9 protein-coding genes are annotated in these 15,396 nt (G+C 67.0%); 5 read left to right on the forward strand and 4 right to left on the reverse strand.

What is annotated here, in order from left to right; all coding sequences use genetic code 11:
• Positions 1-289: 289 nt before the first annotated feature.
• The 4 genes from KHN93_RS12370 to KHN93_RS12385 are packed head-to-tail and all read right to left on the reverse strand — an operon-like array spanning position 290 to position 5,431.
• Positions 290-565: a hypothetical protein gene (locus tag KHN93_RS12370; protein WP_211920240.1), complete on the reverse strand. Its 276-nt coding sequence runs from the start codon at positions 563-565 to the stop codon at positions 290-292.
• On the reverse strand, positions 555-2,903 hold the full coding sequence (locus KHN93_RS12375) for an FdhF/YdeP family oxidoreductase (RefSeq protein ID WP_104567410.1): 2,349 nt from the start codon (positions 2,901-2,903) through the stop codon (positions 555-557). The genes KHN93_RS12370 and KHN93_RS12375 overlap by 11 nt, the downstream gene beginning before the upstream one ends.
• Positions 2,900-3,745, reverse strand: coding sequence for a formate dehydrogenase accessory sulfurtransferase FdhD (gene fdhD / locus KHN93_RS12380; RefSeq protein ID WP_047128861.1), 846 nt, complete (start codon positions 3,743-3,745; stop codon positions 2,900-2,902). Before fdhD ends, KHN93_RS12375 begins: the two co-directional genes overlap by 4 nt.
• Positions 3,746-3,751: 6 nt before the next feature.
• Positions 3,752-5,431 carry an OFA family MFS transporter gene (locus KHN93_RS12385; RefSeq protein WP_211920242.1) on the reverse strand — a complete coding sequence of 560 codons (1,680 nt, stop codon included), beginning with the start codon at positions 5,429-5,431 and terminating at the stop codon, positions 3,752-3,754.
• Positions 5,432-5,841: 410 nt separating this feature from the next.
• On the opposite strand from KHN93_RS12385, the gene aptA reads away from it, so the two are divergent.
• The 5 genes from aptA to KHN93_RS12410 all read left to right on the forward strand — a co-directional run bounded on the left by aptA (position 5,842) and on the right by KHN93_RS12410 (position 15,116).
• Positions 5,842-7,194 (forward strand): omega-aminotransferase AptA, encoded by a 1,353-nt coding sequence (aptA, locus tag KHN93_RS12390; protein WP_104554172.1) that lies wholly within the window; start codon positions 5,842-5,844, stop codon positions 7,192-7,194.
• Positions 7,195-7,305: 111 nt separating this feature from the next.
• Positions 7,306-8,163, forward strand: coding sequence for a plasmid replication/partition related protein (locus KHN93_RS12395; RefSeq protein ID WP_104559535.1), 858 nt, complete (start codon positions 7,306-7,308; stop codon positions 8,161-8,163).
• Positions 8,164-8,540: 377 nt separating this feature from the next.
• Positions 8,541-9,845: a DUF445 domain-containing protein gene (locus tag KHN93_RS12400; RefSeq protein WP_039526797.1), complete on the forward strand. Its 1,305-nt coding sequence runs from the start codon at positions 8,541-8,543 to the stop codon at positions 9,843-9,845.
• A gap of 152 nt (positions 9,846-9,997) precedes the next feature.
• Positions 9,998-14,092, forward strand: coding sequence for a CHASE domain-containing hybrid sensor histidine kinase/response regulator (locus KHN93_RS12405; protein ID WP_211920244.1), 4,095 nt, complete (start codon positions 9,998-10,000; stop codon positions 14,090-14,092).
• A 31-nt stretch (positions 14,093-14,123) separates the two neighbouring features.
• Positions 14,124-15,116 carry an HD-GYP domain-containing protein gene (locus tag KHN93_RS12410; RefSeq protein WP_104554169.1) on the forward strand — a complete coding sequence of 331 codons (993 nt, stop codon included), beginning with the start codon at positions 14,124-14,126 and terminating at the stop codon, positions 15,114-15,116.
• Positions 15,117-15,396: the final 280 nt, after the last annotated feature.

Below are 15,396 nucleotides of genomic sequence, written 5' to 3' on the forward strand. Positions count from 1 at the left end.
TGGAGTGGTCGGATAGTGCTGATAGATCGCTTGCAGAGCGTCGGGTCTGCGACTTTGCTGCAGGGCCCTTGCCCGCCCACCATCGCGGGACACGCCGCAAGTACGTCCGTGTAGGCTCTTACGCGGCATCCATGCCGCGTAAGGTCCCGCGACGGTGAGCGGACAAGGACCTGTCGAGGTGGTCGGTGTGTTTGGTTGCAAGCAAAGCATGGCCTGCGTTGTTTGGATCACGGTGCGTCCGACCAGCTTCAGGTGCGAGTGAAGCAGCCGGGAAGCACCAGCAAGTTGCTCAGTCGCCCTGCTGTGTTTGCGTCATTGCACGCTGCGCATGCGCCAGCCCGAGATCCGTCAGCACTGCGAACTGGCGCTCGCCGCGGTCTTCTACCTGGATCCAGCCCGGACCGGGTTGACCATCCAGGCTGGCAGTGCCCAACCACGCCAGGGTGCGCAGCAGCACGCTCATGCGTACACCCAGTTGCTTGCACAGGCGCGCCAGCGACACGCCCTCGGGCGTGTCGGCCAACGCGGCAAGCAGCAGCGCGGTGAGCTGCGGATCAGCGGACAAGCACCGCTCCGATGTCGCGCGGCGCCGCATCGGCGGTTTCGGCGCGATGCGGCAGCACGATCACCGGAATCGACTTGGAGGTGGGCGTACGCGCTTCGTCGGCGAAGCTCGACAGCGGCACCAGCGCGTTGGTTTCCGGGTAGTACGCCGCCAGGCAGCCGCGCGGAATGTTGTAGTCCACCAGCAGAAAGCGGCGCGCCTCGCGATGCACGCCGTCCTCGCACAGGCTCTCCAGGTCTACCCAGTCGCCGGCCTTCATGTTCAACGCGGCGATATCCGCGCCATTGATGAAGAGCACGCGGCGCTCGCCGAACACGCCACGGTAGCGATCGTCCAGTCCGTAGATGGTGGTGTTGTATTGATCGTGCGAGCGCGTGGTGGCCAGCGTAAACACCATCTGCTCGGTGTGGCTACGGCGTGCGCGATGGATCGGGTTGTCGGTCGGCACAGCGTGCGGCTTGAACACCGCACGCTTCTCGGGTGTCACCCACTGGCGATCGCGCGCGGTGTTGGACAGGCGGAAGCCGCCCGGCACCCGCACACGCTGGTTGAAGTCGGCAAAATCGGGGAACACCTGGGCAATCAGGTCGCGAATGCGGTCGTAGTCGCCCACCAGCCAACGCCAGCGTATCGCGCTGCGCGCACCCAGCGTCGCCTCGGCCAGCCGCGCCACGATCGCCGGCTCGGACAACAGCTCCGGCGAGGCCGGCGGATTGATGCCGGCCGACAGGTGCACCATGCTCATCGAATCTTCCACCGTCACGCCCTGCGAGCCGGCGTCCTGAATGTCGATTTCAGTACGGCCCAGGCATGGCAGGATCAGCGCATCGCGCCCATGCACCAGGTGGCTGCGATTGAGCTTGGTGGTGACATGCACGGTCAATTCGCAATTGCGCAGCGCGCGATGCGTGGCGTCGGTATCCGGCGTGGCGGCAGCGAAGTTGCCGCCCATCGCGAAGAACACCTTGCCGCGCCCGTCCAGCATCGCCTCGATCGCACCGACGGTGTCGAAACCGTCTTCGCGCGGCGGCGCAAACCCGAACAGCGTCTGCAACTTGTCCAGGAACGCGGCCGGCGGTTTTTCGTAGATCATCATCGTGCGGTCGCCCTGCACGTTGCTGTGTCCGCGCACCGGGCACACGCCCGCGCCCGGCCGGCCCAAATGGCCACGCAGCAACAGCAGGTTGGTGATCATGTGGATGGTGGCCACCGAATGCTTGTGCTGGGTGATGCCCATGCCCCAGCAGGCGATCACGCGCTCGGAATTGAGATAGATTTCACCGGCCTTGCGCAGTGCCGCTTCGTCCAGCCCGGACTCTTCGACGATGGTGTCCCAGGATTCGCCATGCACCTCGGCAGCGAAGGCGTCGAAGTTGGCGGTATGGGCCTCGATGAATTCCAGATCCAGCAGGCGTGGCGTGCCCTCGCGCTGGGCCTGTGCGTCGCGCTCGAGCACGTGCTTGATGATGCCCTTGACCGCGGCCAGATCGCCGCCGATCTTGAGCTGGAAATAATCCGAGGCGATGCGGGTGGAGCCGTTGTGCAGCATCTCCAGCTTGTCCTGCGGGTCGGCGAACTTCTCCAGCCCGCGCTCGCGCAGCGGATTGAATGCCGCAATGGCCGCGCCGCGCTTGGAGGCCTGACGCAACTCGCCAAGCATGCGCGGGTGATTGGTGCCCGGGTTCTGGCCGAAGATGAAGATCGCATCGGCCAGTTCGAAATCGTGCAGCGACACCGTGCCCTTGCCCACGCCGATCTGCGAACGCAGCGCGGTGCCGGAGGGCTCGTGGCACATGTTGGAGCAGTCGGGGAAGTTGTTGGTGCCGAACTCGCGCACGAACAACTGATACAGGAAGGCCGCCTCGTTGCTGGTGCGCCCGGAGGTGTAGAAGATCGCCTCGTCCGGCGATGCCAGCCCGTTGAGATGCCCGGCGATCTGCGCGAAGGCCTCGTCCCAGCTCACCGGCACGTAGTGATCGGTGGCCGCGTCGTAACGCATCGGCTGGGTCAGCCGGCCCTGCCCTTCCAGCCAGTAGTCGCTGTACTGCGACAGCAGGCTGACGCTGTGCGAGGCGAACAGCTCCGGTCCGGCGCGGCGCGCCGTGGACTCGGCCGCGACGGCCTTGGCGCCGTTCTCGCAGAACTCGAAGGTGGAGGTGTGATCGCGGTCGGGCCAGGCGCAGCCGGGGCAGTCGAAACCGTCCGGCTGGTTGGCGTGCAACAGCGTCTTGGCGCCCTGCACCGCGATGTCCTGTTCCATCAGGTGCTTGGCAACCGAGCGCAATGCGCCCCAGCCGCCGGCGGGATTGTCGTATTGCTGGATGGTCTTCTTGCTCATGCGGGCTCTCCCACGCCAACGCCCAGATTCAGGCGCTGCGGATGGCTGTAAACGACACAATCGTGATCGCGGGCAAACCCGATGAGGGTCAGTCCCGCACTGTCGGCCAGGCTGATCGCCAGCGCGGTCGGTGCCGAAATCGCTGCGAGCAGCGGGATCCGGGCCTGCGCGGCTTTCATGGCCATTTCATAACTGGCGCGGCTGGTCACCACCGCAAACCCTTGCGATGCATCGACGCGTTCTCGCGCCAGGGCACCGATCAACTTGTCGAGCGCGTTATGCCGGCCGACGTCTTCGCGCACGTAGCGCACCACACCGTGTGCATCGGCCCAACCGGCGGCATGTACCGCGCCGGTCTGCGCGGCGATCGGCTGCTGCGCATGCAGCGCCTCCAGCGCACGCGCCAATGCCTGCGCATCGATCTGCAACGCCGACTGCAGGGCCGGCGGCACACGCAGCACCGCCTCGATCGATTCGTTGCCGCACACCCCGCAACCGCTGCGGCCATCCAGATTGCGCCGCCGCCGGTCCAGCGCGGCGGCACGTTCGGGCGGGATCTCGATCTGCAGCGAGGCGCCTTCCAGAAACGTCTCCACCGCCACCACCCGCAGATCCTGCGGCTGGTCGACGATGCCCTCGCTCAGCGAGAACCCGAATGCAAAATCCTCCAGGTCTTCCGGCGTGGCCATCATCACCGCGAACGGCACGCCGTTGTAGTGGAAGGCAACCGGCATTTCGGCCGCCACCATGTCCTGCACCGTGGCGTTGCGGCCGCCGCGGTGGCGGACAACCGTGCGCACCACACTGCCGGCGCGCACGGAACGGGAAGACGGAAGTGTCATCTCATCTCAATGAAACAGCACGAAGGCTTTCTGCAGCGTGACCCAGATGCCCCAGGACATCGGCACGCCCACCGCCAGCCAGGCCAGCGCGACCAAGGCGGGGTTGCCGCCATGCCCGATGCGCGCCATCTGCTCCGGCGGCAGCACCGCCTTGCCGCTGCGGTCCACCTTCTCGTGCGCCAGCTGCTTCTCGCGCGCCAGTTCTTCGGGCGTCATGAAATGACGTGCGGCCACCGGGCGCACCAACAGGTTGCAGATCAGACCGAGCACCAACATGCCGGCGAGGATGTACATGGTGGTGTTGTAGACCTGTGACGGCGGGCTGCCGTGGGCCAGCTGGTACTCGCGCATGTAGCCGACCACCACCGGACCGAGGATGCCGGCGGTGGCCCAGGCGGTCAGCAGGCGGCCGTGGATGGCGCCCACCATCTGGGTGCCGAACAGGTCGGCCAGGTATGCCGGGATGGTGGCGAAGCCACCGCCGTACATCGACAGGATGATGCAGAAGATGCCCGCAAACAGCGCGATGCCGCCCACACCGCCGGCCGACGGCGCAGCCGCGTACAGGCAGATGCCCAGCACGAAGAACAGCGTGTAGGTGTTCTTGCGGCCGAGCTTGTCGGACATGCTGGCCCAGAAGAAGCGCCCGCCGATGTTGAACAGGCTGAGCAGGCCGGTGAAGCCGGCCGCGATGGCCGCAATGCTGGCCAGCTGCGCCGTATCCAGGCTGCCGAAGCCGACGTCCACCCCGATCAACCGGCCGCCGAACACTTCCTGCAGCATCGGCGAGGACATGCCGATCACGCCGATGCCGGCCGACACGTTCAGGCACAGCACGCCCCACAGCAGCCAGAACTGCGGGATGCCCCAGACCTTGCTCACGTGCACGTGGTTGGCGGTGATCATGGCGTTGTTGCTGGCCACCGGCGCGGTCCAGCCAGCGGGGGTCCAGCCGCTCGGCGGCACGCGATAGCCGAACGCGCCGGCCATCATGAAGACGAAGTACAGCGCTGCCATCACCAGGAAGGTCTCCATCACGCCCACCGAGGTCGGCGTGGCGAAGTGGCGCATCAGCGCATCGGCCAGCGGGCTGCCGATCATCGCGCCGCCACCGAAGCCCATGATCGCCATGCCGGTCGCCATGCCGCGACGGTCCGGGAACCACTTGATCAGCGTCGACACCGGCGAGATGTAGCCCAGGCCCAGACCAATGCCGCCGATCACGCCCGAGCCCAGCCACAGCATCCAGATCTGATGGAGGTGGATGCCGGCCGCCGAAATCACCAGGCCGCCGCACCAGCACAGCGCCGAGACCACACCGGCCTTGCGCGGGCCGGCACGTTCCAGCCAGCCGCCCCAGATCGCCGCCGAGCAGCCCAGCAGCACGAAGAACAGCGTGTACATCCACTGCAGCTCGCTGATCTTCCAGTCGCAGGTGGTGGCGACCATGCGCGCGAACAGGCCCATGTCGGCCGGGCACGCGATCGCCTCGGTGATGCCCAGCGCCTTGGACAGCGGCAACCAGAACACGCTGAAGCCATAGGCCATGCCGATACACAGGTGGATCGCCAGTGCCGCCGGCGGTACCAACCAACGATTGAAGCCCGGACGCGCGACGATGCGCTCCTTGGACAGCAGGCCGGCGTCTGCGCCGTTGGCGCTCGCCACGGTGGACCCTTGTGTCATTCCCGTTCCCCTAAAAAGTGCGATGAAGTGTGTTCGGAGCGCCCGACAGGACGGCTGCGCGCAGGCGGTGTCAGTGGCTCCGAAAACGATTGATGGCTGCGATCAATTGACGTGTTGCGATAAGGGCAGCGGCGACTACCAGGCCCAACTGGCACTCGTCTGGCGCATCATCGGCGATCGTTGAATCTTTGCAATGCTTCGGCGCGCCTCGTAGCCGGTCAAAAACCCGTCATGGCCTGCGCCACAAGGCGTTCCCACAGCTTAGCGGCCGACGTTGCGACTAATTGACTAGTCCATGCGGATCGGCGCATGCGGGTCCGCAAATCGTGCTCGCCGTCGCGCTCGGCCAGGGTGACGGCCGACGCGCGGTGGCCGTACAGTCGGACGCTCCCCCAGCGACGGAGTCCGCCATGCACGACCACCCTCCGCGCGATGGCGCGCACGCGCTGCAGGCACCGGCGCACCTGGACGCGTTCTGGATGCCATTCACCGCCAACCGCCAGTTCAAGGCGCGCCCGCGCCTGCTGGCCTCCGCTGCCGGCATGTACTACCGCGATGTCGACGGCCGCCAGATTTTGGACGGCACCGCCGGGCTGTGGTGCTGCAATGCCGGCCACGCCCGCGAACGCATCGTGGCGGCGATCCGTGAGCAGGCCGGCACGCTGGATTTCGCGCCGACCTTCCAGATGGGTTCACCGCTGCCGTTCGTGCTGGCGCAGCGGCTGGCCGCGATCGCACCGCCGGGCCTGGGCCATGTGTTCTTCACCAACTCCGGCTCGGAGGCGGTCGATAGCGCGATGAAGATCGTGCTGGCCTACCACCGCCTGCGCGGCGAGGGCCAGCGCACCCGCTTCATCGGGCGCGAGAAGGCCTATCACGGGGTCGGCTTCGGCGGCATGTCGATCGGCGGGCTGCCCAACAACCGCAAATGGTTCGGCCCCCTGCTGGCCGGCACCGACCATCTTCGGCATACGCTGGATCTGCAACGCAATGCCTACACGCGCGGGCTGCCGGCGCACGGCGCCGAGCTGGCCGACGATCTGGAACGCCTGATCACCCTGCACGACGCCTCGACCATTGCGGCGGTCTTCGTCGAGCCGGTATCCGGCTCGGCCGGGGTGATCCTGCCGCCGGAAGGCTATCTGCAGCGGCTGCGCGCCATCTGCGACCGCCACGGCATCGTGCTGGTGTTCGACGAGGTCATCACCGGCTTCGGCCGGGTCGGCGAGGCATTCGCAGCGCAACGCTTCGGCGTCACGCCCGACCTGATCACCGCCGCCAAGGGGCTGACCAGCGGCAGCGTGCCGATGGGCGCGGTCCTGGTGGCCGATGCGATCCACGCGGCCTTCATGCAGGGGCCGCAGAACGCGATCGAGCTCTTCCACGGCTACACCTATTCCGGCCATCCGCTGGCCTGCGCCGCGGCGATCGCCACGCTGGACACCTACGCAGAAGAACACCTGTTCGACCGCGCGATCACGCTTGGCCCGCAATGGGAAGACGCGCTGCACAGCCTGCGCGGGCTGCCGCACGTCATCGACATCCGCAACATCGGCCTGATCGGCGCGATCGAACTGGCGCCACGCGACGGCGCGCCCGGCGCACGCGGCTACGAGGTGTTCGAGCGTTGCTTCCACGACGGCGGCCTGCTGGTGCGCGTCACCGGCGATGTCATCGCGCTGTCACCACCGCTGATCGTCACCCCCGAACAGATCGGGCAGATGGTTGAAACGCTGGCGAAGATCCTGCGCAGCACCGCCTGACGACCAGGACACAGGCGCCCGCGCGTAACGCCGGCACGCGGCGCGGTCAAGCGCGCAAAGCCGGGGCAGGCTCACTACAATGCCGGCCCCGCACTTCCCCGCAGTTGCCGCATGAACATCGTTGTCAAAGAAGAACTCAAGGCCTACATCGACCCGCTGACGCCCGACGAGCACGAGGCGCTGGAGCGCAGCCTGCTGGCCGAAGGCTGCCGCGATGCGCTGGTGCTGTGGGGTGACGTGCTGGTGGATGGCCACAACCGCTACGGCATCTGCCAGAAGCACGACCTGCCGTTCCAGACCGTGCAGAACCCGCGCTTCCAGTCGATGCAGGATGTGCAGCTGTGGATGATCGAGCAGCACCTGGGCCGGCGCAGCGTGTCGGACTTCCAGCGTGGCGTGCTGGCGCTGCGCAAGCGCGAGATCCTGGCCGCGCGTCAGCGCAGCCAGCGCGACGCCGACGCCGCTGCCGAAGCGCCGGCGGTTGCCGACCCTGAGCAGCCGGCCACCGGCATCGATCACGCTGCCATGCCGGCGGCCGCGGCCAGCGACAGCCCGCCGTGGGAAGAAACCTCCACCCCGGTCAGCCGCGCCGAGCTGGCGCGCGAGGCCCGCCTGAGCAACAACCAGGTGGTGATGATCGAGCGCATCCACAAGCAGGCCGCCCCGGAAGTGGTGCAGGCGGTCAAGGCCGGCGAGATTTCGATCAGCGCCGCCGCTGCCGTGGCCACCTTGTCCGAGGACGAGCAACGCGCCGCCGCGCAGGCCGGCAAGGCGGAGCTCAAACAGGCTGCCAAGCGCGTACGCGACGCCAAGCGCAAACCCAAGCCCGACGAGGCCGAAGGCGGCGAAGCCGAACGCCGCGACATGAAAGCCCTGCAACGCCGCGTCACCGAACTGGAAAACGAAAACGCCGCGCTGCAGGCCAAGGTGGCCGCGCTGCAATCGCAGCTGGAGCGCCTGCGCGGCTGAGTGCCAGACGGTGCATCACCGTAGGAGCGCACCCGGGCGCGACCTGGCGTTCCCGGTAATGCCATCGCGCTCAGGCGCGCTCCTACAGAACCGGTCAGCTGCTACCGCGATCGCTACAACCACCCGTAGGAGCGCACCCGGGCGCGACGCGGCTTTCCCGGTAACGCCGTCGCGCTCAGGCGCGCTCCTACAGAATCGATCGGACGCGATCGCGAACGGCAACCGCGATCGCCGCAAACACCCGTAGGAGCGCACCCGGGCGCGACGTGGCTTTCCCGGTGACCCGTCGCGCTCAGGCGCGCTCAGGCGCGCTCCTACCGGGCCATTACGCCCGGCCGTGGACATGCCCTGCTCCGGCGACTGGGTACACTGCGCAGATGGAACCAAGCGTTAGCACTCCCCGCCCCGTTGATCCCCGTCGTGCCCAGCTGCAGCGCATGAAGCTGTTGGCGGTGGCCCTGCTGCTGGCCATGTTCGCCGGCTTCGTCGTCAGCCACCTGATGGGCGAACAAGGCGTCTGGGCCTGGGTCTCGGCCTTCTGCGAAGCGGCCACGGTCGGCGCACTGGCCGACTGGTTCGCGGTGGTGGCCTTGTTCCGCCGCCCGATGGGCCTGCCGATTCCGCACACCGCCATCCTGCCGCGCGGCAAGGACCGTCTGGCCGATGGTCTGGCGGTGTTCGTGCGCGACCAGTTCCTCGCCCCCGAGGCGTTGATGGACAAACTGCGCGTGTTCGACCCGGCCAGCCGCCTCGGCGAATGGCTAGCCAAACCCGAACAGGCGCGCATGCTCGCGCAGATGGCGCGCAGCTGGATGCTGCAGGCGCTGGAGCTGCTGGACGAGGCCGCGGTGCGCCGCGCGATCCAGCGCTTCGTGGTCGACCGTCTGCGCAAATGGAATGCCGCCGCCACCGTCGGCGATGTGATGGCGCTGCTCACCACCGATGGCCGGCATCAGAAATTGCTGGACGAGGTGCTGCTGCGCCTGGGCGAGTGGCTGGATCAGGAGCAGGTCAAGACGCGCGCCTCGGCCTTGATCGTGCGTTACGCGCGGCGCGAGTGGCCCAAGCTGGTCGGCACGGTGAACTGGGTCAAGCCGATCGAGGAGATCGGCGACAGCCTGGCCGACCGCATGGCGCGCGCGGCGATCGAGGAGTTGCAGGACATCCTCAAGACGCCCGAGCATCCAATCAGGCTCGACTATGAAGCCTGGCTGCAACGCTACATCGCGCGCCTGCGCGACGAGCCGGCAATGGCCGAGCGCGTGGAAGAACTCAAGCAGCGCGCGATCGAACATCCGGCCTTGCAGGACTACGTGCAAGGTCTGTGGGGCGAGATTCGCGATGCACTGCGCAACGACCTGGCGCGTGAGGAATCTTCGATGGCCGCGCACATGGAGCGCTCCATGCAATCGCTCGGCCAGGCCTTGTCGCAGGATCCCTCGCTGCGGGAAGCGCTTAACCAGCACATGTTGCAGGCTGCCGACAAACTCACCACGCGCTTGCGCGCATCAGTGACCGACCATATCGCGTCGACGATGAAAAGTTGGGACGAACGTCACCTCGTCGAACAATTGGAATTGGGCGTCGGACGCGATCTGCAATACATTCGGTTCAATGGAACGTTGGTGGGCGGACTGATCGGCCTTGCTCTTCACGCATTATCGATCTGGCTGGCGTTCTGATGCATTGGCAATGACGTTGATCGCCCACCGGACGCACGTGCGGACGCCGGGGAGACTGCACGTAGTCTGATGATCGTCAGGCGCCACCACGAGACCGACTTCGCTGTCGGCCAGCACACTGGGCACGCAACAGGCAAGGCAAGGGAACAGAAATGCCGAATGGCCGCTGGGATCTGCGCAGAAAATACGGGCGCCGTGCATCGATCGGGGCCCTGCTGATTCTCGCCGCAGGTCTGATCGCCGCCATTTCTGCCGGCCTGTCGCTACAGCGACATAACGAGCTCGAGCGCGAGCAGCGTTTCAACTATGTGGTGCGCACGCTGACACGCAACATCAGCGAGCGCATGTATACCTTCGAACACGGGCTGCGCGGCGCGCGTGGCGCGGTGATCGGCGCCGGCAAGGATGTCATCGGTCGCGACCGCTTCACCTTGTACAGCCGCTCGCGCGATTACGCGCGCGAGTTTCCCGGCGTGCTGGGCTACGGCTACATCCATCGCGTCGCGCCGGCCGACGAGCATGCCTTCCTGCAGGCCGCGCGCGCCGACGGCGCACCGGACATCAAGCGCCGGCCGCTGGAGCCCTGGGACGGCGAGCGTTACATCGTGCTGTATTTCGAACCGGAGTCCTCGGGCAACCGTCCGATCGGCCTGGACATCGCCTCCGAGCCGCGTCGCCGCGCAGCGGCACTGCAGGCCGCACGCAGCGGCGTGCCGATCATGACCTCGCCGATCTCGCTGTCCGGTTATCGCATTCCCAGCGAGAGCGGATTCCTGGTGCTGCTGGCGGTGTATCGCGAAGGCATGCCGCTGCAGACGCCGCAACAGCGCATGGCCGCGACCAGTGGCTGGGTGTATGCGCCCTTCAGCGTCGAGCAGATGGTGCAAAGCACCCTGGGCGAGCGCGACGACGTGGCGCTGGATCTGTCCGACCGGAACGAGCCGACCCACAACTTCTTCCGCAGCGGCACGCCATCCAGCGACAGCGCGCGTCGCCCGCCGGTGGTGCAACAGTTGCAGATCTACGGGCGCACCTGGATCATCACCGCCCACCCCACCGACAGCTTCCTGGCCTCGCTCAACCAGACCTCGCCGTGGCTGATCGGCGGCCTGGTGCTGGGCGTGTCGGTGCTGCTGGCGGCATTGCTGGTGTTGTATTTCAGCAACGGCCTACGGCGCGAGGAAGTGCTGCGCAAACAGATGGAATTGGCGGCACTGGTCAGCCATTCCAGCGAAGCCATCGTTGCCGAAACCCCGGACGGACACATCACCCACTGGAATCCCGCTGCTGAAGCGATGTTCGGCTACAGCGCGGACGAGGCGATCGGCCAGAACCTGACGATGCTGCTGTCGCCGCAGCCGTATGCGATCCCCGACATCGAGCATGCCGACGAACGCCATTCGGTCGATACCTCGGCGGCGCTGAGCATGCGCCATCGCGATGGGCATCTGGTGCATGTGCTGGCCAGCAAGGCCCCGATCATCGAACGCGATGCCACCCTGAGCGGACACTCGCATTTCTTCCGCGACATCTCCGAGCGGGTGCGTGCGCACCAGCGCATCGTCGCGCTGAATGCATCGCTCGAACATCAGGTCGCCGAACGCACCAGCGAGCTGATGAAGTTCTCCGCGTTGCACCGCGCGATCCTGGCGCACGCCGGCTTTGCCATCATCGCCACCGACTCGAGCGGCTTTGTCACGCTGTTCAATCGCGCCGCGGAAAAACTGCTGGGCTACAACGCCGACGAGGTGATCGGCCGCCGCAAGGCCGGCCAGTTCATCGAGCAGGAGGAACTGCAGGAGCGCGCGCACCTGCTCTCCGAGCAGACCGGCGCGCCGGTTGCGCATACGCTGGAGGCGATCGCCGCGCTGACCAGCCTGGGCCGCAGCGACACCAGCGAATGGACCTACGTCAGCCACGAAGGCCGCCGCCTGCCGGTGCTGCTGACCCTGAGCACCCTGCGCGACGATAACGATCAGGTGATCGGTTACCTGGGCATGGCGGTGGACCTGACCGAGCAGAAACTGCACGAGAAACAACTGCGCCTGGCGATGGATGCGGCCAAGAGCGCCAACCAGTCCAAGTCCGATTTCCTGGCCAACATGAGCCACGAGATCCGCACGCCGATGAACGCGATCCTGGGCATGCTGTACCTGCTCCAGCGCAGCGAACTGCCCGGTGCGGCGCAGGACATGGTGACCAAGATCGACCGCTCCGCGCGCTCGCTGCTGGAGATCATCAACGACATCCTGGACTTCTCCAAGATCGAGGCCGGGCGCATCGATCTGGAACGCGCACCGTTCGACCTCAACCAACTGTTCGACAACATCGCCGACCTGATGCGTTCCTCGCTCAGCACCAAACCGGTGGAAATGATCGTCGAACCGCTGCCGCGCGATTGCCGCTGGTTGCTCGGCGATGCCCTGCGCATCAACCAGGTGCTGGTCAACCTGGTCGGCAACGCGATCAAGTTCACCGAGCAGGGCGAAGTGGTGCTGTCGGTGCGGCGCTTCCCCAGCGGCGATCCGAACAAGCTCAAGCTGCTGTTCTCGGTGCGCGACACCGGCATCGGCATTTCCAAGGAAAAGCAGAGCCTGATCTTCTCGCCGTTCCTGCAGGCCGACACCTCCACCAGCCGGCGCTACGGCGGCAGCGGCCTGGGCCTGACCATCAGCCGGCGCCTGATCGAATTGATGGGCGGCGAGCTGGAGGTGGAAAGCGTGCCCGGCCGCGGCAGCGAGTTCTATTTCGTGGTGACGCTGGAAAAATCCGCCCCGCCGCTGGCACAGCGCGACCTGCCGGCGCTGCCGCCGGAAGCGATGCCGCGGGTGTTGATCGCCGACGACCACGATGCGGCGCTCAACAACCTGGTGCGCATCGCCACCGAACTCGGCTGGCGCGTGGATGCGGTCGCCAGCGGCCAGTCCGCCCTGCAGGCGATCGAACAGGCCAGCGAGCCCTACGACATCTTCCTGCTCGACTGGCGCATGCCCGATATCGACGGCGTGGCGATCGCGCGGCAGATCCGCGCACGCGCCGTGCCCGGCCCGCATCCGGTGATCGTCATGGTCACCGCCTACGAGCGTCGCCTGCTGGAACAGCATCCCGAGCAACAGGACCTGGATGCGGTGATGACCAAGCCGGTCACCAGCGCGGCGCTGCACCGGCTGGTGGAGCAACTGGTGGACGAACGCCCCGGCGCGCGGCCGGTGGCGCCCACCTTCGTGGCGCGTCGGCTGGAAGGCGCGCATCTGCTGCTGGTGGACGACAGCGAAATCAATTGCGAAGTGGCGCAGCGCATTCTCGAAGGCGAAGGCGCCATGGTCACGGTCGCCCACGACGGCGAGCAGGCCATCAACACGCTCCGGCGCGCGCCGGAGCTGTTCCAGCTGGTGTTGATGGACGTGCAGATGCCGGTGGTCGACGGCTATGAAGCCACGCGGCGGCTGCGGCAGATCCCGGCACTGGCCAGCCTGCCGGTGATCGCGCTGACTGCCGGCGCTTTTCGCCCGCAACAGGAGAAAGCGCTGGAAGCGGGCATGAACGGTTTCATCGCCAAGCCATTCAATGTGGAGGAACTGGTCACCGCCATCCGCCACTTCCTGCAGCCGGGTGTACGGCGCATCCCGTCGCTGCCGCACGAGGCCGATGTGCAGGGCGGCCCCGAGTGGGAACACGCCGACCCGGAAGTGCTGGATGCGGCGCGTGCACGCAGCCTTTGGCGAGAGCGCGAACCGTACGAGCGCTATCTGCTTAAACTGCTGCGCGACAACCCCGACCCGGCCGAGACCGCAGCCGAGCACCTGCGCCGCAACGAGCTGCCGGCGATCGGCGCACTTGCGCACAAGCTGCGTGGTGCGGCCGGGTCGCTGGCGCTGCCGGCCCTGGCCGGCGCCGCCAGCGACCTGGAAACCCGCATCGAGCAGGGCCACGACATCACCTCGGCACTGCTCGCACTCAAGGACACCATGCAGCGCACCGCCGCGGCGATCCACGCCTTCCTGCAACACGGCGGCAGCGACGCCGAAGCAGGCGATGACGATGTCGCGCTGGACGCGGATAGCGTGCAGATCCTGGAAGCGGCCCTGGGCAGCGACGATGCCGACAAGATCGACCACGCGCTGCTGATCTGCGCGCCGCGTCTGCCGCGCAACCTGCAGGAAGCACTGCAGCGTGCGGTGGAAGATTTCGATTTCCGTCGCGCCGAGGCGACCTTGCGCGACTGGCAAGCCACTCACCTGCGCTGACCGCTCACCACGCCGGTGGCAAGGAGCCTCCATGCCGCATCGTCCCCTGCTGTGTGTCGACGACGAATCCAGCAACCTGGCCACCCTGCGCCAGCTGCTGCGCGACGATTTCCCGCTGGTATTCGCCAAATCCGGCGGCGAAGCACTGGAGGCGGTGCTCCGCCACACGCCGGCGTTGATCCTGCTGGATGTCGAGCTGCCCGACATGGACGGCTATGCAGTGGCGCGCACGCTCAAGCAGCAGCCCGCCAGCACGGCCATCCCGATCCTGTTCGTGACCTCGCGCAGCAGCGAGCACGACGAACGCACCGGTCTGGAAGCGGGCGCGGCCGACTACGTCAGCAAGCCCTACTCGCCCGCCCTGCTCAAGGCGCGCATCGCCACCCAGTTGAAGCTGGCCGAAAACGCGCGCCTGGCGCAGCACTACCGCGATGCGATCCATCTGCTCGGGACCGCCGGGCAAGGCCAGGACGCCGACACCGGCGCGCATATCTGGCGCATGGCCGCCTATGCGCAGGTGCTGGCCGAGCAGGTCGGCTGGTCGGCGCAACGGGCGCAGCTGCTGCAGGATGCCGCGCCCCTGCACGACGCCGGCAAGATCGCGGTGCCCGGCAACATCCTGCACAAGCCCGATGCGCTGGACGAACACGAACGCTCGGTGGTGCGCCAGCACCCGCAGGTCGGCCACGACCTGCTGCGGCACGGGCGCGGGCCGGTGTTTCAGCTGGCTGCGGAAATCGCGCTGCATCACCACGAATGCTGGGACGGCAGCGGCTATCCCAACGGCCTGGCCGGCGAGGCCATTCCCGAATCGGCGCGCATCGTGGCGGTGGCCGACGTGTTCGATGCGCTGTGCGGGCGGCGCGCCTACAAGGCGCCGTGGACGGTTGACGATGCCATGCGCAAGCTCGACAGCATGGCCGGCAAGCAACTGGAGCCACGCCTGGTGCAGCAATTTCGCGAGGCGTTGCCGCAGGTCCTGCAGATCATGGATGCCTGGGATAGCGCGGCTCCGGGGCCCTGAAGAGCGGGGATTGGGGAATCGGGAATCGGGAATCGAAGAGCGGGGAGCGCGGGGCGGGCTGATCAGTTGCGGGCCGATCGGGCGAGTTGGCACGAGGCATTCGCACCCGTCTTGCGGGTCGTAGGGCTCTCTCACGTGGTCTGGTAGTGTTATCGGCTCTGTGATGCGTACGCAGTGTTGCCTGGCGCGTGCTTGAACACCGCTTCGTGCGGGCGGACAATAGCCATGTTGCGCCGCACAACACCGTGCGACGCGGGCCGGTCCGATCGCCATCTGTGCG

Origin of the sequence: Xanthomonas arboricola pv. juglandis (assembly GCF_905367715.1) — a bacterium.
Taxonomy (GTDB): domain Bacteria; phylum Pseudomonadota; class Gammaproteobacteria; order Xanthomonadales; family Xanthomonadaceae; genus Xanthomonas; species Xanthomonas arboricola.